Annotated in this window: 21 protein-coding genes; 9 read left to right on the plus strand and 12 right to left on the minus strand. The window is 73.3% G+C overall.

What is annotated here, in order from left to right; translation table 11 throughout:
• Nucleotides 1-169 precede the first annotated feature (169 nt).
• The 3 genes from ABTY61_RS11135 to ABTY61_RS11145 form a co-directional block, all read right to left on the minus strand.
• Nucleotides 170-1,006, minus strand: a complete 837-nt coding sequence (locus ABTY61_RS11135) for an ABC transporter permease (RefSeq protein WP_350504676.1) — start codon at nt 1,004-1,006, stop codon at nt 170-172.
• Nucleotides 985-2,601 carry a dolichyl-phosphate-mannose--protein mannosyltransferase gene (locus ABTY61_RS11140; RefSeq protein WP_350504677.1) on the minus strand — a complete coding sequence of 539 codons (1,617 nt, stop codon included), beginning with the start codon at nt 2,599-2,601 and terminating at the stop codon, nt 985-987. The genes ABTY61_RS11135 and ABTY61_RS11140 overlap by 22 nt, the downstream gene beginning before the upstream one ends.
• A 271-nt stretch (nt 2,602-2,872) precedes the next feature.
• Nucleotides 2,873-4,168, minus strand: coding sequence for an MFS transporter (locus ABTY61_RS11145; RefSeq protein ID WP_350504678.1), 1,296 nt, complete (start codon nt 4,166-4,168; stop codon nt 2,873-2,875).
• 154 nt (nt 4,169-4,322) lie between these two features.
• Between ABTY61_RS11145 and ABTY61_RS11150 the strand changes: the two genes are divergently transcribed.
• Nucleotides 4,323-4,904: a MarR family winged helix-turn-helix transcriptional regulator gene (locus ABTY61_RS11150; RefSeq protein ID WP_350504679.1), complete on the plus strand. Its 582-nt coding sequence runs from the start codon at nt 4,323-4,325 to the stop codon at nt 4,902-4,904.
• Nucleotides 4,905-5,017: 113 nt separating this feature from the next.
• Here the strand turns inward: ABTY61_RS11150 and ABTY61_RS11155 are convergent, their stop codons facing one another.
• From ABTY61_RS11155 to ABTY61_RS11165, 3 genes are all read right to left on the minus strand, one after another.
• Nucleotides 5,018-6,847, minus strand: coding sequence for a glycosyl hydrolase family 18 protein (locus ABTY61_RS11155; protein WP_350504680.1), 1,830 nt, complete (start codon nt 6,845-6,847; stop codon nt 5,018-5,020).
• A 344-nt stretch (nt 6,848-7,191) separates the two neighbouring features.
• Nucleotides 7,192-7,806, minus strand: a complete 615-nt coding sequence (locus tag ABTY61_RS11160; RefSeq protein ID WP_350504681.1) for an FxLYD domain-containing protein — start codon at nt 7,804-7,806, stop codon at nt 7,192-7,194.
• Between the two features lie 113 nt (nt 7,807-7,919).
• Nucleotides 7,920-8,480: a DoxX family protein gene (locus ABTY61_RS11165; RefSeq protein WP_350504682.1), complete on the minus strand. Its 561-nt coding sequence runs from the start codon at nt 8,478-8,480 to the stop codon at nt 7,920-7,922.
• Nucleotides 8,481-8,603: 123 nt separating this feature from the next.
• Between ABTY61_RS11165 and ABTY61_RS11170 the strand changes: the two genes are divergently transcribed.
• A complete protein-coding gene (locus tag ABTY61_RS11170; protein WP_350504683.1) occupies nt 8,604-9,233 on the plus strand; it encodes a MarC family protein in 630 nt (209 codons plus the stop codon).
• Nucleotides 9,234-9,324: 91 nt separating this feature from the next.
• Here ABTY61_RS11170 and ABTY61_RS11175 read toward each other — a convergent pair whose 3' ends face one another.
• Together ABTY61_RS11175 and ABTY61_RS11180 are read right to left on the minus strand one after the other, a co-directional pair.
• Nucleotides 9,325-9,864 (minus strand): NADPH-dependent FMN reductase, encoded by a 540-nt coding sequence (locus ABTY61_RS11175; protein WP_350504684.1) that lies wholly within the window; start codon nt 9,862-9,864, stop codon nt 9,325-9,327.
• A gap of 74 nt (nt 9,865-9,938) precedes the next feature.
• A complete protein-coding gene (locus tag ABTY61_RS11180) occupies nt 9,939-10,373 on the minus strand; it encodes an Lrp/AsnC family transcriptional regulator (RefSeq protein ID WP_350504685.1) in 435 nt (144 codons plus the stop codon).
• A 220-nt stretch (nt 10,374-10,593) separates the two neighbouring features.
• Between ABTY61_RS11180 and ABTY61_RS11185 the strand changes: the two genes are divergently transcribed.
• The 3 genes from ABTY61_RS11185 (at nt 10,594) to ABTY61_RS11195 (ending at nt 13,370) form a co-directional block, all read left to right on the plus strand.
• Nucleotides 10,594-11,424, plus strand: a complete 831-nt coding sequence (locus ABTY61_RS11185) for a tryptophan 2,3-dioxygenase (protein ID WP_350504686.1) — start codon at nt 10,594-10,596, stop codon at nt 11,422-11,424.
• Nucleotides 11,425-11,477: 53 nt separating this feature from the next.
• Complete coding sequence (gene kynU / locus ABTY61_RS11190) at nt 11,478-12,704, plus strand: kynureninase (RefSeq protein WP_350504687.1); 1,227 nt, start codon at nt 11,478-11,480, stop codon at nt 12,702-12,704.
• 162 nt (nt 12,705-12,866) lie between these two features.
• Nucleotides 12,867-13,370 (plus strand): F0F1 ATP synthase subunit B, encoded by a 504-nt coding sequence (locus ABTY61_RS11195; RefSeq protein WP_350504688.1) that lies wholly within the window; start codon nt 12,867-12,869, stop codon nt 13,368-13,370.
• Here ABTY61_RS11195 and ABTY61_RS11200 read toward each other — a convergent pair.
• Nucleotides 13,355-14,317 (minus strand): hypothetical protein, encoded by a 963-nt coding sequence (locus tag ABTY61_RS11200; protein ID WP_350504689.1) that lies wholly within the window; start codon nt 14,315-14,317, stop codon nt 13,355-13,357. The genes ABTY61_RS11195 and ABTY61_RS11200 overlap by 16 nt on opposite strands.
• A 76-nt stretch (nt 14,318-14,393) precedes the next feature.
• On the opposite strand from ABTY61_RS11200, the gene ABTY61_RS11205 reads away from it, so the two are divergent.
• Nucleotides 14,394-15,023, plus strand: a complete 630-nt coding sequence (locus ABTY61_RS11205) for a TetR family transcriptional regulator (protein WP_350504690.1) — start codon at nt 14,394-14,396, stop codon at nt 15,021-15,023.
• A 94-nt stretch (nt 15,024-15,117) separates the two neighbouring features.
• Here ABTY61_RS11205 and ABTY61_RS11210 read toward each other — a convergent pair whose 3' ends face one another.
• On the minus strand, nt 15,118-16,611 hold the full coding sequence (locus tag ABTY61_RS11210) for a choice-of-anchor A family protein (RefSeq protein WP_350504691.1): 1,494 nt from the start codon (nt 16,609-16,611) through the stop codon (nt 15,118-15,120).
• Nucleotides 16,612-16,916: 305 nt separating this feature from the next.
• Between ABTY61_RS11210 and ABTY61_RS11215 the strand changes: the two genes are divergently transcribed.
• The 3 genes from ABTY61_RS11215 to ABTY61_RS11225 all read left to right on the plus strand — a co-directional run bounded on the left by ABTY61_RS11215 (nt 16,917) and on the right by ABTY61_RS11225 (nt 19,137).
• Nucleotides 16,917-17,624 carry a 4'-phosphopantetheinyl transferase family protein gene (locus tag ABTY61_RS11215; RefSeq protein WP_350504692.1) on the plus strand — a complete coding sequence of 236 codons (708 nt, stop codon included), beginning with the start codon at nt 16,917-16,919 and terminating at the stop codon, nt 17,622-17,624.
• Between the two features lie 142 nt (nt 17,625-17,766).
• Nucleotides 17,767-18,249: a DUF2269 family protein gene (locus ABTY61_RS11220; protein ID WP_350504693.1), complete on the plus strand. Its 483-nt coding sequence runs from the start codon at nt 17,767-17,769 to the stop codon at nt 18,247-18,249.
• A 51-nt stretch (nt 18,250-18,300) separates the two neighbouring features.
• Entirely contained in the window at nt 18,301-19,137 is an 837-nt protein-coding gene (locus ABTY61_RS11225) for a helix-turn-helix domain-containing protein (protein WP_350504694.1), read from the plus strand.
• A 9-nt stretch (nt 19,138-19,146) separates the two neighbouring features.
• Here ABTY61_RS11225 and ABTY61_RS11230 read toward each other — a convergent pair whose 3' ends face one another.
• Nucleotides 19,147-19,689 carry a hypothetical protein gene (locus ABTY61_RS11230; protein WP_350504695.1) on the minus strand — a complete coding sequence of 181 codons (543 nt, stop codon included), beginning with the start codon at nt 19,687-19,689 and terminating at the stop codon, nt 19,147-19,149.
• Between the two features lie 132 nt (nt 19,690-19,821).
• Entirely contained in the window at nt 19,822-20,814 is a 993-nt protein-coding gene (locus tag ABTY61_RS11235; protein WP_350504696.1) for an Lrp/AsnC family transcriptional regulator, read from the minus strand.
• Between the last annotated feature and the right edge of the window lie 85 nt (nt 20,815-20,899).

Consider the following 20,899-nt stretch of genomic DNA (forward strand, 5'->3'; position numbering starts at 1 on the left):
AGGTCCGTCAGGGGACGCTTCGGCCCGACAGCACTGGAAATGGTCACAGCACTGCGGCCGAAGGTCTCGCCGGCAGCCGCCAATCGAGCGGTGCCCCGGGCGCCGGGCCCCTGGGGGCCAGTATGTCGACGGTCCGGTGGAGGGCTACTCCCCTTCAACGCGCTCCAGCCTACCCGACGTCGCCGACCGGCCCGGCCGTCACCAGCCCCCGCCCGACCAGCTCCAGCACCACCACGACCGCCACCGACTCCACCGCCAGCAGCCCGATCAGCACGAACAGCTGCACCGCCCCCGCCTGCACCGGCGAGGCGCCGCCCAGCAGCATCCCGACGAAGGCGCCGGGCAGGGTGACGAGCCCGACCGTGCGGGTCTGGTCCAGCGCCGGGACCAGCGAGGTCGCGGCCGCCGTACGGCAGATCTCCAGCCGGGCGTCCCGCTCCTCGAAGCCGAGTGCCAGCGCCGCCTCCACCTCGCCGCGCCGCTGCCGCAGCTCGTCCAGGGCGCGCCGCCCGGCGAGCGAGGTGGCGGTGAGCCCGCCGCCGATCAGGATGCCCGCGACCGGGATCACCGACAGGCCCTTGAGCGGCAGCAGCCCGACGGCCAGCAGCAGGCCGAGCACCGGCAGCACCCCGGCGCCGATCGGGGCCGCCGCCCAGACCCAGCCGGGGCCGGGGGTCATCCGCCGGCCGGCGGTGCGCACCGCGACCGTGAACATCAGCAGCACGAACAGCGCCGACCACCACAGCGAGGCGACCACCCAGCTGATCACCGCGGCCACGGCGGCCAGCTGGACGACCGCCCGCAGTCCGGCCCGCGCCACCGCCCGCCCGTGGCCGAGCAGGCCCCGGCCGGCCACCGCCACGGCGACCAGCAGCAGCACCGCCGTGACCACCCCGAGCACGGGGGTGACCGGCAGCAGCTGCCCGCCGCCGGAAGCCGCCAGCGGTACCGGTGCCGCCAGCAGTACCGGTGCCGACAGCGGCATCAGATCCAGCTGGTGAACCACATCCGGTCCTGCCAGGACGACATCGGGATCACCTCCGCCGTGTACAGCGGGTAGAAGAAGGCGAAGCAGCCGACGATCGCGAGCACGATCAGCCCGGCCGCGATCGCCCCGTACCGGCGGCGCTCGGGGGTGCAGCCCACCGGGCCGAGGATCGCGCCGAGCATCTGGGCGACGGCCAGGCACAGGAACGGCACCAGCACGACCATGTAGAAGGAGAAGATCGTCCGCTCCTGGTACTGGAACCAGGGCAGGTAGATCCCGGCCACCGCGCACAGCACGGCGCCCGAGCGCCAGTCCCGGCGGAAGAACCAGCGCCACAGCAGGTAGACCAGCGCGAAGCAGGCCGCCCACCACAGGAACGGGGTGCCCAGGCCCAGGATCTGCGCCGCGCAGCCGCCGGAGGAGGTGCAGCCGCGCGTGCCGGTCGGCACCTGCTCCCAGTACATCGAGACCGGGCGGCCGTCGACCAGCCAGGCGAAGGGGTTGGACTGGTAGGTGTGCGGGGTGCTCAGGCCGGTGTTGAACTCGTACATCTGCGAGTGGTAGTGCCACAGGCTGCGCAGCGGCGCCGGGACCCAGCTCATCGGGACCTGGGGCAGCGGGATGCCGAAGGCGTGGTCCGGCGAGAGCCCGGCGCGGCCGTCGGCCCAGTGCCGGTCGTAGCCGCCCCCGCCGCCGGCGCCACTGGCCAGCCAGCCGCTCCAGGCCCCGACGTACACCACCAGGGCGGAGCCGACCATGGCGAGGAGGGCGGGCACGGCGTCCCGGCGCAGCATGGACCGCCAGGGGTGGCGGGCGCCGGCGCCACGACGGCCGGACTGGTCCCAGAGCACGGTCAGGACGCCGAAGGCGGCGAGGATCGGGGCACCGTTCCACTTGACGGCGCAGGCGGCACCGATGAACACCCCGGCGGCGATCCGCCAGGGGCGCCACCCGAGCCGCACCTCGTCGCCGTCGGTGACCCCGGCCAGCCGGCCGCGGACGCGGTCGCGGTCGATCAGCAGGGCGCCGAAGGAGGCGAGCACGAAGAACATCTGGATGCCGTCGAGCAGGCCGACCCGGCTCATCACCAGCTGGAGGCCGTCGACGGCCATCAGCAGCGCGGCGGTGCAGCCGACCAGGGTGGAGCCGAACAGCCGGCGGCCGATCCGGGCCAGCATCAGCACGCTGAGGGTGCCGAGCAGGGCGGTCATGAAACGCCAGCCGAAGGGGTGCAGCCCGAACAGCTGCTCGCCGATCGTCATCACCCATTTGCCGAGTGGCGGGTGGGCGATGAACTCCGGCGAGGAGCTGAGCGGGATGGACTGCGGGACGGCCAGGATGTCGGCGTTGGCGTGGTCGGGCCAGGTGCCCTCGTAGCCCTGCTGGAGCAGGGACCAGGCGTCCTTGGGGTAGTACGTCTCGTCGAAGACGAAGGCGTTGGGGTACCCGAGGTTCCAGAACCGCAGCAGCCCGGCGAAGAGCGCGACGCCGATCGGGCCGAGCCAACCGGAGCGGTCGGCCGCCCAGCGCAGCAGTCCGCGCGGGGCCGGTGCCCGGTCCGGTTCGGCGGTGGCCGGGGCCGCCGGGGGGTGCGTGAGCGCCGCTTGCGTCATAGCCTCGCCGATTCGCCTGTCTGCGGGGCCCGCGGGTGCTGCGCCGGGCCCGGGTCTGCTGCCCGGCCGGGGCCTGGGCGGTCAACAGCCACTGACACTATGTGGCGGTGCCCGCGAAGCCAAGCGCGACGGGCGCCGACCAGGTGACCCGGTCGGCGCCCGTACAAGAGGCCGATTCAAGCGGCCGGACCATGTGACCGGACCGTGCGGCCGGACCATGTGACCGGACCGTACGACCGGACCGCGCGGCCGTCCACCCGGCCGCCGGCCGTCACGCGGCGGTCTGCAGCTCCCGGACCGGGGCCGGGGTGCGGACCACGGCCGGGGCCGCGTTGTCCTGCTCGGCCGTGAGGTACGGGCGCAGCCGCAGCGCCAGGACGACGATCAGCACCGTCGAGCCCGCCATGGCCGCGAGGTAGAGCGGCCAGGTGCCGGAGCCGACCAGCAGCACGCCGACGGCCGGGCCGACCGCGATCGCGATCTGCTTCACCAGGGCGTACCCGGCGTTGTAGGTGCCGAGCAGCCGGGCCGGGGCGAGGTCCGCGACCATCGGGCCCATGGTGGGCGCGAGCAGCGACTCGCCGACGCCGAACAGGGCGTAGATCGAGACGATGGCGACCGTGGCGGCCATGGTCTCGGTCCGGATCAGACCGGCCACCAGGGCCATCGCCCAGGCGCCCAGCCAGACCACGCCGGCCGCGGCCATAGCGGCGGTGCGGCGGTGCCGCGCGGTGATCCGCACCATGAACATCTGCAGCACCACGATGGTCACCGCGTTGGCGCCGATCGCGAGGCCCAGGGTGGACGGCGCGGTGCCGACGGTGTCGGTGGCGAAGGCCGCGACACCGGACTCGAACTGGCCGTAGCAGGTGAAGAAGATCAGCCCGGCGAGGATGCTGAGCCGCACCATCGCCTTGTCGGCGAGCAGGGCGCGCAGGCCGGTCGGGGCGTCCTTCTTCTCCTGGACGACGCTCAGCTGGGCCTTCGGTATCCGAGCGGTGCCGGTGACCAGGGCCAGGCCGAGGAAGGTGACCGCCTCGATGGTGAACAGCCGGGTGAGGCTGGCCGGGTCGGCCACGTTCACGATCTGCCCGCCGACCAGCGCGCCGATGCCCATGCCCAGGTTGACCAGGGTGAACTGCAGCGCGAAGGCGTGCGAGCGGGTCGCCGCCGTGGAGCAGCGGACGATCATCGTGGCGAGCGCCGGCTGGCAGGTGGTGACACCCGCGCCGAACAGGAACGAGGAGACCAGCAGCTCCGGGGTGCCGGTGGCGTGGCCGAAGGCGAACGCGCCGGTGGCGGCCAGGGCCGCACCCGCCAGCAGGACCGGACGGGGGCCGTACCGGTCGATGCCGCGCCCGGTGAACGGGAGGACGGCGAGCGCCGCCAGCGCGAAGACGGTGAACACCATCCCGGCCGCCAGCGAACCCAGCCCGCGCACCTGGTCCACGTACACGAACATGTACGGCATCGTGAACCCGCTGCCGAACGCGCTGAGCGCGTTGCCGATCTGGACGCGGCGCAGCGGGCCGCCCGCCCCACGTCGCTGCTGCCTCTGCTGCTTCACCGTGCCGGCCACCGTGCACATCCCTTCCTGTTTCCACTGGAACTCTTGAGCCCAGAAGATTTCAGACCTAAACTCTGCCGAGATAAAGTCTTAGCACCGGAAGACTGCGGAGTCAAAGGCTTAAGGAGTGCACGCCCGTGCGACACTGGTCCGCATGACTACGGACAAGCCGTCGCCGGCTGCCGACAAGCCTCCGCGGGCCACTCCCCTGGAGCTCGGCATCGCCGAGCAAGTGGCCCTCTACCAGCGGGAGTTCCCCACCGTCGACCCCCAGGTCGAGACGATCGTGCAGACCCTCAACCGGGTCTCCCGGCGGATGGGCGTCGCGTACGACCGGCAGCTGACCGTGCTGGGGATCACCTCCGCCGAGTGGGAGGTGCTCAAGGCGCTGGTGGTGAGCGGCAGCCCGTACCGGCTGGGCCCGGGCGAGCTGGCGAAGCGGCTGGGGCTCACCCCGGCCGCGATGACCCACCGGATCGACCGGATGGTGGCCGAGGACCTGGTCACCCGGGAGCGGGACGAGTCCAACCGGGTACGGGTGATCATCGAGCTGACCGAGAACGGCCGCGACAAGTGGCTGGAGTCGATGCGGATGGCGGCCGTGTTCGAGGAGGAGCTGCTGCAGGACATCGCGGGCGAGGAGCGCACCGCGCTCTCCGGCCTGCTGGCCCGGATGCTGCGGCGGATCGAGGAGAGCCAGCCGGACGCGCTCGGGCGCACGGCCGACCTGGCCTGAGCCCGCCGCCGGGGACGGCCCGCCGGATATGACGGAGTCCGGCCCGTCGGGGTGCTCCCCCGGCGGGCCGGACTCCGTTCGTTCACGTGCCGCTTCAGGCGGCGGTCAGCCGGTCAGCAGGGGCCGTTGTCGGTCCAGACGCCCCACTGGCCGCTCTGGCTCGGGTCGTCGCCCTTGGTCCACCACTTGTTGGTGTAGTAGTGGCCCTTCCAGGAGACCTTGGTGCCGCCGGCCGCGTAGGTGGCGTTCGGGTCCCAGCTCGGGGCGGCCGAGCAGGTGGCCGGCGAGGACGGGGTGCCGGTCGGGGTGCCGGTCGGGGTCCCGGTGGGCGTGCCGGTCGGAGTGCCGGTGGGCGTGCCGGTCGGAGTGCCGGTCGGGGTCTGGGTCGGCGTCGGGGTGCCGGTCGGCGGGGCCGGGCAGCCGGCCGCGGAGCCGTTGGTGGCGTTCACCATCGTGTCGAACAGGCTGGTGTTGGTCCCCAGGTCGTACAGCGAGAAGGCGAAGGAGCCGCCGAGCCCGTTGCAGTGCGCGTAGTCGAGCTTGGCCTGGATGGACTTGGCGTTCTCACCGCTCCAGAAGGTGGTGCCGTCGTAGAAGTACGCGGCCTTGGCGTCGTCGTCCCAGAAGGTCTTGGACGGGTTGTCGACGAAGCCGCCGAGCTCCTTGTACATCTGGATGCCGGGGACGTTGCCGGACATCGCGGCGCCGGCGGCGGGGGCGGTGGCGGGCTGGAAGAGTCCGTTCCTGCCGTTGTTCTGGACGCCGGTCCAGCCGCGGTAGTAGAACGGCACACCCATGTTGATCTTGTTGGCCGGGAAGCCTCCGGGGATGCCGTACTGGGCGTCGCCGGCCGTCCACGCCTTGATGGCGTTGTCGATCGAGTACTTGCCGTTGCCCGGCTTGGCCGGGGTCGACGGGTCGTTCGGGCCCGAGTAGATCGGGGCCTGGTGGTTGGTCGGCCCCTGGGGGTCCCAGCCGCCGTGCATGTCGTAGGTCATGACGTCGAGGAAGGTCAGGTACTGACCGATCTTGTCGGTCTCGACGTTCATGATCTTGTCCTGGCCGGCGCCGACCGCCGCGGAGAGGGCGTAGGTCTTGTTGTCGGCCTTGCCCTGGACGTCCAGCTGGTTGCGGAACTCCTGCAGCAGCAGGGTGAAGTTCTGCTTGTCGGCCGGGCTGGAGATGTTGCCGGTGTGGCCGCCGCCGCCCGGGTACTCCCAGTCGATGTCGATGCCGTCAAAGACCCCGGCGCCGGTGCCCGGGCCGCCGAAGCCGGCGTCCGACGGGAGGTTGCCCTTGATGAACATGTCGATGCAGGACGAGACCAGGTGCTTGCGCGAGGCGTCCGTGGCGGCCGCCGACGAGAAGTACTTGGAGTAGGTCCAACCACCGATCGACAGCAGGACCTTGAGGTTGGGGTTCTTCGCCTTCAGCTTCTTCAGCTGGTTGAAGTTGCCCGCGATCGGCTGGTTCCAGACGTCGCCGACGCCGTCCACCGAGATGTCCGCGCCGAAGCTCTTCTGGTAGTCGGCGAACGCGTCGGCCGCGCCGTCACCGGCGTTGGGGTTGTTGTCGTTGGTGTCGGCGGCCTTGGTCGCCTCGAAACAGCCCAGGTCGGTCGGGGAGATGTTGGCGAAGTCGTAGATCAGGTAGTCCAGCTTCCCGGCCACGCCGGTGTCCTGGATCGTCTTCGGGTAGTACGCGTTGGCGTAGACCGACCACTGGTCGAAGTAGGCGACCTTGATGCCGCCGCTGGTGGCGGCCGCGCCGGTGGAGTTGGTGGTCGCGGCGTTGGCCGCGCCGCCGCCGGACAGCGCGAGGCCCGCGCCGAGCAGCAGGGAGGCGGTGGTGCCGGCCGCGACGGCGGCCAGGCTCTTCGGGCGGCGCCGGCGGGGCCCGTCCGGAGCCGGGGTCCCGGCCCTTTCAATGCGTGAGCGCAGCATGGGTGCGTGACTCCTGGGTGTGGGGGTTCCGTCGCCCGGTGGGGTCGCGCGTCCGGGGTGGGGCCGGACGACCGGGACATGACAGATCAGGGGTGGGAATCGAGCGGACAGGCCATGACGGACACCGGGATGTGCCGAACCGGCGCCACCGACACGAGGCCGGTGACGCCGGTTCAGGGGCTCCCTGCACCTGGGGAATAAAAATGGACTAGACCAACTCGCCCGTCAAGGGGTCCTGTTGGCCTTGAGACCCGCTTAAGGTTCCGCACCCGCCCCGCACCCGCAGCGAACCCGCCCCGCACCCGCCCCGGAACGGACCCGCAGCGAACCCGTATCGGACCCGGTCAGTAGCGGACGGCGTTCGCCACCTCGGCCTTGACCGTGCCACTGAGCTCCCGGTTGGCCTGCGCGGTGGCCTGGGCGCTCTGGCCCGCGGCCACGTCCGGGACGGTCACCGCGGTCGCGTCCAGCAGCTTGCCGCTCCCGTCGGTGAAGTTCACCTGGACCACGTACCGGTAGGACTGCTGCCCGTGGTTGGTGACGGTCAGCTGCGCCTGCGCCTTGCCGTCCGAACCGGTCGTCACCGCGCCGACCGAGACGTCTCCCTTGGCGTCCAGCCCGCCCTTGATCCCGGCGACCGCCGAGGAGGCCGCCGAGACCGCCGCCGAGGCCTCCGCCTGCGCCGAGCCCAGCACCCCGCCCACCCCGCCGGCCGCCGAGGCCAGCGCCGACGCGGCCGACGCCGCGGCGCTCGCCGCCTTCTGCACCTCCCCGGCCGCCGCGGAGGCCGCACCGCTCGCGCTCTTGCCGGAGGAGCAGCCCGCGAGCACCGCCGAGCCCACGACGACGGCCGCCAACACCGCTGCGGCCAGTCTTCGGTGACGCTGCGTCAGGACGGCCGGGCGCTGCGCGGTGCGGCGCGGCCCGGAGCTGGCTCGGGTGAGCGGCTGGCGGTCCATGAGGTCCTCGTTCCTTCCGGCGCCGGGCTGCCCGGCGCACCTCCCCGCCCACCCTCCGAGCCGCCCGCCGACACCGCCAGCAGGGGTGCTGCCTCCGGGTGAAGCCACGGGCCTCAGGACAGCCCGGAGCCGTCCTGCTCGTCCGCCTCCACCGCCGCCCGCTCCTCGCGCAGCCGCACCAGGTGACGGCGCCGCGCCACCACCCCGTACGCACCCGCCGCGCTCGCCACGAAGGCCAGCGCACCGACCCACGGCCGGTCGAAGACGTGCCCGGTCGCGTGGTCCAGCGAGTACCGTCCCGGGCCGGCCAGGCCCATCGCCAGGGCGGTCGCGCCGAGGAACGCCGGGTACTCGTAGCCACCGCCGGTCATGAAGAAACCCGCCGGGGCGTGCACCGCCACGGCTCCGGCCATCGTCCCGGCCACCACCGCGCCGGCCGCCGGGGTGGCCAGCCCGGCCACCAGCAGCGCGCCGCCGCCGGCCTCGCCGACACCCGCCGCGATGGCGCTCTCCCTGGCCGGGTGGAAGCCCATGTGGTCCATCGCCTGGGTCGTGCCCTCCAGGCCGCCGCCACCGAACCAGCCGAACAGCTTCTGGGTACCGTGCGCGATCAGCACCCCGCCGACCGCGCTGCGCAGGGCCAGCAGGCCCAGGTCCCTACGGTTCAGGCACATGTCGCATCCTCGTTTCCGGCAAGGAGTGGTCCTACCTACCTCCATGGCACCCGAGAGCGACCGCCCGCTCGACCCGGGGCCGCCATCCGGGCGAATCCGCGTCCGACCAGGAATGCTGGGCCCATGTTCGTCTTCAACCTGGGCAGCGCCTTCATCACCTTCTTCGCCGTGGTCGGCCCGCCGAAGACCCTGCTGGCCTTCACCAGACTGGCCGGCACCCGGAGCACCGAGGAGCTCCGCCGGCTGGCCGCGTGGAGCACGGTCGTCTCGGCGCTGATCGGCCTGGTCCTGGGCTTCGGCGCGGACGAGCTCACCACCCTCTTCCACATCAGCGACCAGTCGCTGCAGCTCGCGGGCGGGGCGATCTTCTTCGTCTACGCCGTGGCCCTGGTCTTCGGCCTGCACCTCGGCACGGACGGCGACGGCGAGCACCTGGCCAACCCGCTGGCCGACGGCATCCGCGAACTGCTGCTGCCGTACATCGCCAGCCCGCTCGCGATCACCGCCGTCCTGGTCGCCTCCCTCAACCGGGACGACTGGGGCTGGAAGGCGGCCGTCGCCGGGGCGTACGTGGGTGTCGCGGTGCTCAACTACCTCTGCGTGGCCGTGCTCGCGCCCCTGATGAAGCGCACCCACAGCACCTCGCTGGAGGTGGCCTCCCGGCTGCTCGGGCTGCTGCTCGCGGCGGTCGGCGTCGAACTCTTCCTGGAGGGCCTGGCCGGGCTCGGGGTGCACCTGCCCGCGGGGCACTGAACCGGCGGGGCACTGGACCTGCGGGGCCGCCGGGCCGGCGGCCTTCGGGCGAACGGCTCAACCGGCCCTCCGACCGTCCGGCTCAGCCGGCTCAACCGGCTGCCAGGAGGGTCAGCACCTCGCCGATCCGCCCGCGCACCAGCGGGTCGGCGACCAGCCCGTCCGGGCCGACCGCGCCGCGCTCCAGCGGGATCCGGACGCAGGCCTCCGCCAGCACGGCCGCGCCGGTGTAGCCGAGGACGGTGCCCAGGGTGGCCTCGGCGCCCTGGCCGCGACCCGGTCCGGCGCAGTTGATCCAGGCTGCGGGCTTGTCGGAGATCTCGACCCCGCCGACCGTCCAGTCCAGCAGGTTCTTGAAGGAGCCCGGCAGCGTCCCGGCGTACTCGGGGGTGCAGACCAGCAGCGCGTCGGCCGCCCCGATCGCCGCCCGCAGCGCCGCCACCGGCTCCGGCAGCGGGTCGGTGTCGTGGTCCGGGTTGAAGTGCGGCAGCCCGGCCAGGTCCGCGTAGTACGTCGTCCGGACGCCGGGCAGGGCGTCGGCCAGCGCGGCGGCAGTGCGCAGCACGGCCTCGTTGGCGGACGCGGCCCGCAGGCTCCCGGGCAGCAGCAGGATGTGGCGCTCGTTCGACATGCCGAGGAACCTACTCCTTGACGTGCGCGTCAAGGCGAGCCGGGCGCCCGGCGCCCGGCGCCCGGCGCCCGGCGTCAGTTCGGCAGCAGCGGCCGCCAGGGCACCGGGCTGGAGAGGATCATCGAGCTGGCCGGCGGCCCGTACCCGCCGAGCCGGTCGCAGAGTTCCTCGAACCCGGCCATCGTGGCGACCGCGACCAGCAGCACGCAGCAGGCCCCGCCGGTGACCCGGTGCAGTTGCAGCACCTCCGGCCAGGTCGCCACCTCGGGGTCGCGCAGCACGCAGCGCGGGCCGTAGCACTGGACCTGGACCAGCGCGGTGATCGGCAGCCCGGCCCGGGTCGGGTCGACGTGGGCGTGGTAGCCGCTGATCACCCCGTCCGCCTCCAGGCGGCGGACCCGTTCGGCCACCGCGGGTGCGGACAGGCTCACCCGGCGGGAGAGTTCGTTGTACGAGAGCCTGGCGTCGGCCTGGAGTTCGGCCAGCAGGCGGCGGTCGACGGCGTCCATGACGGCTCCCGAGAAGCGGTTGTGATCAGCGGTTTTTCATTCGTAAAGCAGATCGGTCGAACGCCTCGCGAACGACAACCCGAAGCCCGGTTGCGGTGCTCGTCGGCCATTCAAGCGGGGGACCACGGCACCGCACAATGGGCTCCCCGGTGGAACCAGGACGTCCGTCCGCTCCGCCGGACCCGGGCGACGGTGCCCGGACGGAGCTGGAGGGATCGGGATGGGGCACGACACGGTGGAGACACCCAACCTGTCGTTCGGTAGGGGCGGCGAGCCGGGTCGGGGCACCCCGTACGCGCAGTACGTGCGCCTGGAGGAGCTGCACAGCCTCCAGCACCCGCGCAGCAAGGAGCCGGCCGAGCTGTCGTTCATCGTCACCACCCAGGTGATGGAGCTGCTCTTCGACCTGCTGCGGCACGAGTGGACGATCGCCCGGCAGGCGCTGCGCGAGGACGACGCGACCGCCGCCCGGGCCGCGCTGCGCCGGGGCACCCACGTCCAGGACGTGCTGGTGGAGTCCTGGGACCTGCTGGCCACCATGACGCCGCAGGAGTTCAACTCCTTCCGTGCCCTGTTCGGCGAGGCCTCCGGCTTCCAGTCCTCGGCCTTCCTGCACCTGGAGTTCCTGCTCGGCAACAAGAACGCCGCGCTGCTGAACATGTACGCCGGGGTGCCGGAGACCCAGGCCGAGCTGGCCGAGGCGCTGCGCTCCCCCGGCCTCTACGACGAGGTGCTCGGACTGCTGGCCCGCCGCGGCCTGGCGGTGCACGCGGAACCCTCGGAGCAGCGCTACCGGCCCTCCGAGGAGGTCGCCGCGGCCTGGCGCCGGGTCTACACCGAGCCGGAGTTCGCCGACCTCCAGCCGCTCGCCGAGGCGCTGCTGGACGTGGCCGAGCGGGTCACCCGCTGGCGTCAGCGGCACCTGACCTCGGTCAAGCGGACCATGGGCGCCAAGCCCGGCTCGGGCGGTTCCAGCGGACTCACCTGGCTGCGCAAGGCGGCCGAGCAGGACGTGTTCCCGGAGCTGTGGACGATCCGGGACGAGCTGTGACCGGGCCGGCGGTGGAGCCGGCGGTGGAGCCGGCGGTGGAGGAGAGAACGGGCATGATCACGCGCGAGGAGTGCGCGGCGCTGGACGCCGCCGACCCGCTGGCGGCGTTCCGCGAGGAGTTCACCCTGCCGGACGGGGTGATCTACCTGGACGGCAACTCGCTCGGCGCACTGCCGGTGCGCACCCCGGAGCGGGTGGCCCGGGTGGTCGAGCAGGAGTGGGGCCGGGAGCTGATCCGCAGCTGGAACGACGCCGGCTGGTTCGAGCAGCCGTACCGGCTGGGGCGGCGGCTCGCGCCGCTGATCGGGGCCGACCCGGCGGAGGTGGTCGTCTGCGACACCACCTCGGTGAACCTGTTCAAGGTGCTCGCGGCCGCGCTGCAACTGCGCCCGGGGCGGCGCACGGTGCTCGGCGACGTCGAGGCCTTCCCGACCGACCTGTACATCGCCGAGGGCGTGACCGGCCTGGTCGAGGGCGGGCGCAGCGTGCTGCTCCGCCCCGAGGAGCTGGACCGGCACCTGGACGGCGACGTCGCCGCGGTGGTCCTGTCGCACGTCGACTACCGCACCGGCGAGCTGCTGGACATGCCCGGGATCACCGCCCGGGTACAGGCCGCGGGCGCCCTGATGATCTGGGACGTCTGCCACTCGGTGGGCGCGCTGCCGATCGAACTCGGCGCCGCCAAGGCGGACTTCGCGGTCGGCTGCACCTACAAGTACCTGAACTCCGGCCCCGGCTCGCCGGCCTTCCTGTACGTCGCCGAGCGGCACCTGGCGGCCGGTCCGCGGCAGCCGCTGAGCGGCTGGTTCGGGCACGCCCGCCCGTTCGCCTTCGAGCCCGGGTACGACCCCAAGCCGGGCATCGGGCGCTTCCTGACCAGCTCGCCCTCGCTGCTCGGCCAGGCCTCGCTGGAGGTGTCCCTGGACATCTGGGAGCGGGCCGACCTGGCCGCCGTCCGGGCCAAGAGCCTGGCGCTGACCGATCTGTTCGTCTCGCTGGTCGAGGGCCTGGACGGGGTCGAGGTGGTCACCCCGCGCGAGCACGCCCGACGGGGCAGCCAGGTCGCGCTGCGGCACACGGACGGGTACCCGGTGGTGCAGGCGCTGATCGCGCGCGGGGTGATCGGGGACTTCCGCGCACCGGACCTGATGCGCTTCGGCTTCACGCCGCTGTACCTCTCGTACACCGAGGTGTGGGACGCGGCGCAGCAGCTGGCCGAGGTGCTCGCGAGCGGCGAATGGCAGGAGGAGCGATTCTCCCGCCGGGGCGAGGTGACGTAACCGCGCTTCCACGGGGCTCCGGACATCGGGACGCACGTCGCGCGGGCGGTGACACCGCGCGGCGCGTCAAGTGACGCACATCATGGTCGAGCGGGAGTTCGACCGCCAGTGCACAAGGGAAACCTCCATCTTGACTGTCCGTCAGATCACGGGGAGGTTGGCGTGCACATCGAACTCGGCCCACTCAGACCCGATCCGTCCTTGCTGGTCCTCGGTCTGGCCCAGCTCTTCCTGCTGATGTTCGTCCTCGGCGTCCTGCTGTTCCCGCGCGTCGAACGGATGCGGGCCCAGCGCTGGGACGCGACCGAGGGCCGCGCCGAACGGGCGGAGGCCGTCCGCGCCGAGGCCGAGGCGATCCGGGACGCGGCCCTGGACGAGATCACCGAGGCCCGGCACGAGGCAGCCCGGATCCGCCAGGAGTACACCGAGCGGGGCTCGGCGGCGATCGCGGCTGCCCGCGCCGAGGGCGTCCGCGACCGCGCACTGCTCCTCACCACGGGCCGCGCCCGGATCGCCGCCGACCGGACGGAGGCCGCCGGTGTGCTGCGGCGGGACGTCGGCGGCCTGGCCGTCGCCCTGGCCGGCCGGGTGGTCGGCGAGTCGGTGCACACCGTCGCCGCCGAACGCCGCACAGTGGAACGGTTCTTCGCTCAGCCAGCCGACTGAGGCACCGTCAATTCGGCTATCAGATTGCGGTAGACGTCGAAGGCGGGCTTGCGCGTGTAGTCGTCGCGCAGCAGACCGAAGTGGTGGAACGGACTCGGACCGGCACTGTCGGCGTCCCGGAGCGAGAACAACGAGTAGCTCCGGACGTCGAGTTCACCGGCCAGCCCGGCCACCGTCCGGACCACCCGCTCCACCACCTCGGCCTGTCGCGCCGCACTGCGCCCCGGACCGGTCGGCCAGCCGTTCTCGCAGATCCGCAGCGGGACGGCCGGCCCGATCCCGGCCCGGGGCAGCGCGTCGTTCCGGAAGCCGGTGAGCACCGCCCGCACCGCGTCCGCGAGCCGATCCTCCGGGACGGGGCGGAAGACGTCCGGGAAGAAGTCCAGGCCGACGTAGTCCAGGGCGCGGTGGAAGCGCTCGTCGGCGAGCCGGCCGAGCTCCGGCCAGAAGGTGTCGGCCGGGTCGAAGGACGGCACCGCGTTGAAGCCCACCGCGAGGTGGGCGTAACCGCGGGCCAGCGCCTCCTCCTTGGCCGCGATCACCCCCTCGACCAGCGCCCGACGGACGTTCGGGATGCTGCCGTCCACGATGGGCAGGTCCAGGTTGGGCTCCTCGCAGATCTGCAGGACGGCGAGCCGGTGGCCCTCCTCCCGGACGGTCCGGCGGACGAAGTCCGGCCAGCCGGCCGGATCGCCGCCGCGGACGCCGAACTGCAGCACCAGGTCGAGCCGGCGCCCGTCCGTCGCGTACTGCTCGGGCCGCTCCGGGGTGCGGTGCCCGGCGTCCGCGTACGAGCGGTAGGCCCGGACCAGGAACTCGGGTGCGTCGCCCTGGAGTTCGCGCAGGGCGGCGGCGATCAGCGCGGGGTCGTCGGGGCGGACGGGCTCGATCACGCCGCTCTCGTCGCCGAGCAGGCCGCCGGGGTAGATGCCGAAGGTGAAGGTCATGGCGACACCGTAGCCGATAATTTTGGTGTCACTGCAAGTTTTAAGTGACACCATGGTTCGGGGCTAGGATGCCGCCATGGGACTTCGCGAACTCAAGAAGCAGCAGACCCGGGAGCTCCTCGCCGACACCGCCATGGGCCTGTTCGCCGAGCGCGGCTTCGACCGGGTCACCGTGGTCGAGGTGGCCCGGGCCGCCGGGGTCTCGCCCAACACGGTGTTCAACTACTTCCCGACCAAGGAGGACCTGTTCTTCGACCGGCAGGACGAAGTCGTCGCCCACCTCGCCGAGGTGGTCCGCCGACGACCCGCCGACAGCTCCGCCGTGGACGCCGTCCGGGCCGACCTGCTGGCGGGCATCGCCGACGGGGAGCCGACAGTCGGACTCGACCCGCGGATGGCCGCGTTCTGGCGGATCATCGCGGACAGCCCGGCGCTGCGGGCCCGGCTGCTGGAACTCGGGGAACGCTCCGAGGCGGCCCTGGCGGCCGTCCTGGCCGCGGAGTCGGGGGCCGGACCGGCGGACCCGCTCCCCCTGGTGGTGGCCGGGGCCCTCGCCGGGGCCCACCGGGCGGTGCTCGGCGAGATCCGACGGGCGATGGTCGCCGGGGAACCGGCCGAGGCCGTGCGGGAACGCGCCGGGGCGGCGGTGGACCGGGCCTTCGACCTGCTCGCCTCGGGGCTCGCCGGGTACCCGTCGGGGCGCTGAACCGGGCCGTGGCCCGACACGGCGGAGGCCGCCCGATCGGATCGACCGGGCGGCCTCCGCGTCATCGCGACCGTGTCGTGCCGGGTCGCTACCGTCAGCTGTGGCGACCGCGGCGGCGGGCGGCCCGCACGGCCAGACCGCCCAGGCCGAGCAGGCCGACGCCGGCCAGCCCGAAGACCACCGGCGCGTTGCCCGCACCGGTCGAGGGCAGCTCACCGCCGCCACCGGGGTGGTGGCCGGTCGGATGCTTGGACGGGTGGTGGCTGGTCGGGGCGGGGCCGGCGCTCGACGTGGACGCGCTGGCCGACGGCGAGGTGACGGTCGCGCTCGGGGACGTCGCGCTCGGGGAGGTCGGCGACGGAGAGGTGGGGGACGGGGACGTCGGGCTCGGAGACGTCGGCGACGGCGAGGTCGGACTCGGGGACGTCGGCGACGGGGAGGTCGGACTCGGGGACGTCGGCGACGGGGAGGTCGGACTCGGGGACGTCGGCGACGGCGAGGTCGGCGACGGGCTCGGCGTCACCGTGCAGTCCGGCAGGTCCCCGTCGAACGGGTAGCTGTGGATCTCGTAGCCGCCCGTACCGGTGTGGATCAGGTTGCCCGCGAGGTACACCCGGCCGTTGATGCCCGGCTGGGCGAGGGTCGTGGTGCTGCCCGGATTGCCCGCCATGACCGAGCCCTGGAACTGGGCGCTGCCGAGGATCTGCGCCGAGGTCGCGGTCGGGAAGTTGTACAGCAGCTTGGAGCGCATGTCGGTGGTCTGGTCCCCCGCCAGGCCGGTACCGGTGTAGGTGTTGATGACCGGGTTGTCCCCGAGCATGTTCACCACGACGGTGGCCCCGGCCGGGATGTTGGTGAAGACCAGGCCGATCTGGCCGCCGCTCGGCGAGGCCAGGTTCTGGCTGACGTTGAAGACCTGCTTCATGCTGACGCCGTCACCGGTGAAGGTGGCCTGACTGGAGGAGACGTCGACGGTGCCGGTCGCGGCGGCCCGCCCGACGCAGTCGGAGGCCTCCTCGATCCGGGTCAGCACGTCCTGGTAGGGCGCGGCGGCGTTCGGGTCCTGGATCGACTGGCCGGTGGGGTCGATGCTGACGGTGCCGGTGACGCTGCCTGCGTGGCGCAGGTTGCCGAAGGCTGGGCCGTGGGAGTCGCTGCCGCCGATCAGGATCGAGTTGCCGGTCGTGACGTCGACGTTGCCGCCGCTGGTGACGAAGTCACTGCCGTTGGGCGGCACGACGCGTGAGCCGACGCCCACCACACCCATGTTGTAGACGCCGCCGCCGTTCTTGTCGACGGTCAGGTTCCCCAGCGTGACGATCTTGCCCTCGGCCTCGGCCGCGCGGCCGTTGACGGTGTAGTCACCGCCGGTGAAGACGTTGATCGTGGCGTCCCGTCCGGTGAAATCGCCGTTGTTCGCCGGCGGCCAGGTGGCGGGGCAGTCGGGGCCGGAGCAGGCGCCCAGCGGCGGGGCGAGCGGGGCGGCCGAACCGACCGTCAGCACGGCGGCCATCGGCACGGCGGCGACGGCGGTCGCCACGGCGATCCGGACGGCCCGGCGGCGGCCGGTGGCGGGTGTTCTTCTCACGGCGGTCGCTCGGTGATCCGGCGAACCGGTGGCCTGACCCATCGACAATTCCTCCGTGCAGAGAAAAGGGCAGGCCCGGACGACCTGCCAGGTTCCGTAGTATCTCCTGACGATCCCATAGATCAGGTTCATTCAATCCTAAAACGGACTATTAGCACCTTGCGGACTCTCAGATCGGATCCGAGCACCCATCGCACGGCGCACGGTCCCGCCCGGCCCACCCGGCCGGGACCGGGGCGCCCGCCCGGCCCGCTCCCCCAGAGTCCGGCTCCCCGCCCGACGGCCGGGCGGACTAGGTTGGGGGCATGACCACCGAGGCCCAGGAGCAGGACGCGCCGCTCGTCGCCGTCGCGTCCGCCGACGCCGTACTGCGGCACCCCGAGGCGGGCGAGCACCTGCTCACCGAGATCGAGCGGGCGCGCGCCGCACGCTTCCGGCAGGAGTCCGGGCGGACCGACTTCGTCGCCGGGCACGTCCTGGTCCGGCTCTGCGCCGCCCGACTGCTCGGCGTCCCCGCGGCCGGGCTGGTCCTCGCCCAGGAGTGCCCGGACTGCGGCCTCGCCGACCACGGCAAGCCCTACCTGCCCGACCACCCCGGATTGGAGGTCAGCCTGTCCCACACCCGGGGCGTGGTCGCGGCCGGAGCGGGCCGCCGGCCGATCGGCGTGGACGTCGAACTGGCCGCCCGGGGCGGCTCGCTGCGCGCGGTCGCCCGCCGGGTGCTCGCCCCGGCCGAGCTGGCCCTGGTCGAGGCGGCCCCGGAACCGGACCGGGCGTTCCTGCGGCAGTGGGTGCGCAAGGAGTCGCTGATCAAGATCGGACGGGTCACCCTGGACACCCTCGGACAGGTCGACCTCTCCGCCCTGCCGCTGGACGTCCCGCCCGGGGCCCCGCTGCGCAGCCGCTTCGAGGACCTCCACCTGCTCGACTGGACCGACCCCGGGCAGGGCGCCGCCGTCGCGGCCGTCAGCACCGCCCCGCCGCGGATCGTGGAGCTGCTCCCGGCGGGCTGAGCCGAGCCGAGCCGAGCCGAGCCGAGGGCACCCGAGCGCGGGGCCGGCGGATAAGCGGTGTTAGCGTGCCTGGTCGTGGGCACGCCGAGCGCGCACGCCCGCCGACCCCCAGCTGCCCACCGGATCCAAAGGGTGCCCCGCCATGGCCAAGTTCCTGCTGAGCCTGCACGTCCTCGCGTCGGTCCTGTTCATAGGCCCGGTCGCGGTGGCCGTCAGCATGTTCCCGCGCCGGGCGAAGGCCGCCCTGGCCGGCGGGCCGGAGCAGGCCTCGGACGCGGGCGTGCTGCGCGTCCTGCACCGGATCACCCAGGTCTACGCGCTGCTCGGCGTCGCGGTGCCGGTGCTGGGCATCGGCCTGGCCCAGGTGATGGACGTGATCAGCCAGTCCTGGCTGATCGTGTCGATGGTGCTCACCGCGGTCGCCGCGCTCTCCCTGCTGCTCTTCGTGCTGCCCGGCCAGCAGGCCGCCGTGGACGCGCTCGCCCTCGACCCGGAGGACGAGCAGCGCGCCAAGGCCGTCAGCGGCCTGCGGCTGCTGCCGATGACCGCCGGGGTGTTCAACCTGCTGTGGGCCGTGGTCGTGGTGCTGATGGTGATCCGCCCGGGCTCGACCACCGGCGCCTGACCCCTCGGCGCCCTCCCGCACACCGGGCCGGTTCGAGTACCGTCCTTGCCCATGACGATCATGGCGGGCATGGGCAGCCCCACCGGGACCGGCGTCGGCCCGCTGATCCGCGCCTGGCGGGAGCGCCGGCAGCTCAGCCAGCTGCAACTGGCGCTGCGGGCGGACTCCTCGGCCCGGCACCTCAGCTTCGTCGAGAACGGCCGCGCCCGGCCGGGCCGGGACCTGCTGCTGCGGCTGGTCGAACAGCTGGACGTCCCGGTGCGCGAGCGCAACTCCCTGCTGCTGGCGGCGGGTTACGCCCCGCACTACCCCGAGACACCGCTGGACGACCCGTCCATGGACGCGCTGCGCGGCGGCCTCGAACGGCTGCTCGCCGCGCACGACCCGTACCCGGCGGTGGTCGTCGACGCGACGTTCCAGGTGCTCGCGGCCAACCGCTCGCTCACCCTGTTGCTGGACGGCGTCGCCCCGCAGTTGGTCCAACCGCCGTTCAACGCCGTCCGGGTCGCCCTGCACCCGGACGGGCTGGCACGCCACGTCGTCAACCTCCGGCAGTGGCGGCGGCACCTGCTGGCGCGGCTGGAACACCGGCTGGAACAGGGGATCCGCACGGAGCCGCTGCGGCAGCTGTACGAGGAGGTCCGCGGCTACCCCGAACCGGAGGAGGACCCGACCTCCGAGGCCGCCGAGGAGGGCCACCCCTTCGCGCTGCCGCTGCGGGTCCGGTACGACGGACGGGTGCTCTCCTTCCTGTCCACCATCGCCACCTTCAACACGCCGCTGGACGTCACCGTCTCCGAACTGGCCATGGAGACCTTCCTGCCCGCCGACCGGGAGACCGCCCGCTACCTCCAGTCCCTGGTGGACCGGGCGGAGGGCGAGGGTTAGGGGCTGTCCCTATGGGCGCCGGGGCAGGGCGGTGAGCTGGACGACTGCGAACAGCACCACCACGGCGGCCTGCAGCGGGATCCAGACCGTGGCCGCGGTGCTGGACTCCGGCCGGACGGCCAGCGTGACCAGGCTGAGCACCGCCCAGGCGAGGTTGAGGCCGGCCACCGTCAGCACGGCGGGGCGCGGCGGGCGTCGACGGGCGGCCAGCGCGGCGAGTGCGAGGGCATAGCCGGTGAGGAAGAGTCCGAGGCCGGACAGGAGGGCCTGCCGGGCGCCGAACAGTTCGCCGAGCGGACCGGAGAAGGCCAGGTAGAGCAGGCCGTTGCCGCCGGTGACCACGGCGTCCAGAGCGAGGACGCCCCGGGCCGTCCGCGGCGAGGCGGCCGGCCCGGGACCGGCGGGGGCGGGCGCGGCGGTATCGGCGGGCGCGAGGGCGGGGGTGTCCGCGGGGCTGTTCGTCGGGGTGCTCGGTGGGGTCCTCCGTGGGGTGCTCGGTGGGGTCCTCCGCGGAGTGCTCGACGGGCTGTTCGATGGGGTGTTCGCGGGCATGACGGGCCGCCTTCCGAGCGGGGCTGGAGTTCCGGGGCCCCAGGGCCTGACCGGGTGCCTCCACCCTGCCGGGGCGGACCGCGCGCGTCGATTACCTCGCAGGTAAGGGCGGTCGGCGGACGGGCTCGGCGCTCACCGGCGGCGCGGCGGCCGGTGGAGCGGCACGCCGGCCCGCTTCACCGCGCGGGCGGTGATCGTGGTCTCGGCGCGGGTGACCCCGAGCGGGCCGAGGGCGTCGGTGAGGAAGCGGTAGAGGCCGCCGTGGTCCGGGCAGAACAGCGTGGCCAGCAGGTTGGTCGGGCCGCTGGTGGCGAAGACGCCGTGCACCTGCGGGTGGCGGGCCAACTCGGCGCCGACCTCGGCGAGTCGGCCGGGCGGGACGTCCAGCCACAGGTTGGCGTCCACGGCCATGCCGAGCAGCCGGGGGTCCACGGTGGCGTGGGTACGCAGCAGCCCGAGCCCGTCCAGCCGGTGCAGCCGCCGCCGTACGGTCGACTCGGGCGCGCCGACCGCCCCGGCCAGCACCGCGTGGGACTGCCGGGCGTCCTCCCCCAGCTGCTCCAGCAGGGCGTGGTCGAGCGCGTCCAGCGACGGGGGCGAGACGGGACGCGGGGCGAGCGGCCGGGCGAGCGCGGCGGCCTCCTGGTCGGTCAGCCACCCGGCCCGCCACTGCCCGGCGTCCGCGAAGGCGTGCAGCACCGCGTGGGTGGTGGTCTCGACGACGGCGCCGGTCGCGGGCAGCTGCCCGTACAGCAGGCGGTCGCGGCCGCCGGCGTCGCTCAGCATCACGGCGCCGACCTCGTGACCGCCGAGCATCACGTCGACGAACGGAACGTCGGGGCGGTCGGCGAGCGCCTGCGCGATGGCGTCCACCCGGCCGCGCAGCACCCGGACCCGCAGCAGCAGCGCGCCCACCGCGGCGTCCTCGACCTCGGGCATCCGGACCACCCGGAGCACTCCGGTCCGACGCATCCGGCTCAGTCGGCGGGTGACCGTCCGGGCGGAGACCCCCAGCACCTCGGCGATCCGGCCGGGCTCGGCCCGTCCGTCCACCTGGAGGGCGCAGACCAGACGGCGGTCCAGGGCGTCCAGCACGGTGTCCGGATCGGTCGTTTCGAGGTCCATGGCTGTCCGATCTCCGTCGTCTGCTGCCGATCGAGCGTCCTGTTCGGCAGCAATGACGGTACTCCTTGTCCTGTCCGGCCGGAAC

The organism is Kitasatospora sp. NPDC096128, assembly GCF_040303105.1.
In the GTDB taxonomy this organism is placed as follows: domain Bacteria; phylum Actinomycetota; class Actinomycetes; order Streptomycetales; family Streptomycetaceae; genus Kitasatospora.

What these genes read in the sequence shown, in the direction of transcription:
- ABTY61_RS11140 (WP_350504677.1), bottom strand. Translation starts at nt 2,601, where the DNA reads ATGACGCAAGCGGCGCTCACGCACCCCCCGGCGGCCCCGGCCACCGCC.
- ABTY61_RS11150 (WP_350504679.1), top strand. Translation starts at nt 4,323, where the DNA reads ATGACTACGGACAAGCCGTCGCCGGCTGCCGACAAGCCTCCGCGGGCC.
- ABTY61_RS11155 (WP_350504680.1), bottom strand. Translation starts at nt 6,847, where the DNA reads ATGCTGCGCTCACGCATTGAAAGGGCCGGGACCCCGGCTCCGGACGGG.
- ABTY61_RS11160 (WP_350504681.1), bottom strand. Translation starts at nt 7,806, where the DNA reads ATGGACCGCCAGCCGCTCACCCGAGCCAGCTCCGGGCCGCGCCGCACC.
- ABTY61_RS11165 (WP_350504682.1), bottom strand. Translation starts at nt 8,480, where the DNA reads ATGTGCCTGAACCGTAGGGACCTGGGCCTGCTGGCCCTGCGCAGCGCG.
- ABTY61_RS11170 (WP_350504683.1), top strand. Translation starts at nt 8,604, where the DNA reads ATGTTCGTCTTCAACCTGGGCAGCGCCTTCATCACCTTCTTCGCCGTG.
- ABTY61_RS11175 (WP_350504684.1), bottom strand. Translation starts at nt 9,864, where the DNA reads ATGTCGAACGAGCGCCACATCCTGCTGCTGCCCGGGAGCCTGCGGGCC.
- ABTY61_RS11180 (WP_350504685.1), bottom strand. Translation starts at nt 10,373, where the DNA reads ATGGACGCCGTCGACCGCCGCCTGCTGGCCGAACTCCAGGCCGACGCC.
- ABTY61_RS11185 (WP_350504686.1), top strand. Translation starts at nt 10,594, where the DNA reads ATGGGGCACGACACGGTGGAGACACCCAACCTGTCGTTCGGTAGGGGC.
- kynU (WP_350504687.1), top strand. Translation starts at nt 11,478, where the DNA reads ATGATCACGCGCGAGGAGTGCGCGGCGCTGGACGCCGCCGACCCGCTG.
- ABTY61_RS11200 (WP_350504689.1), bottom strand. Translation starts at nt 14,317, where the DNA reads ATGACCTTCACCTTCGGCATCTACCCCGGCGGCCTGCTCGGCGACGAG.
- ABTY61_RS11205 (WP_350504690.1), top strand. Translation starts at nt 14,394, where the DNA reads ATGGGACTTCGCGAACTCAAGAAGCAGCAGACCCGGGAGCTCCTCGCC.
- ABTY61_RS11215 (WP_350504692.1), top strand. Translation starts at nt 16,917, where the DNA reads ATGACCACCGAGGCCCAGGAGCAGGACGCGCCGCTCGTCGCCGTCGCG.
- ABTY61_RS11220 (WP_350504693.1), top strand. Translation starts at nt 17,767, where the DNA reads ATGGCCAAGTTCCTGCTGAGCCTGCACGTCCTCGCGTCGGTCCTGTTC.
- ABTY61_RS11225 (WP_350504694.1), top strand. Translation starts at nt 18,301, where the DNA reads ATGACGATCATGGCGGGCATGGGCAGCCCCACCGGGACCGGCGTCGGC.
- ABTY61_RS11230 (WP_350504695.1), bottom strand. Translation starts at nt 19,689, where the DNA reads ATGCCCGCGAACACCCCATCGAACAGCCCGTCGAGCACTCCGCGGAGG.
- ABTY61_RS11235 (WP_350504696.1), bottom strand. Translation starts at nt 20,814, where the DNA reads ATGGACCTCGAAACGACCGATCCGGACACCGTGCTGGACGCCCTGGAC.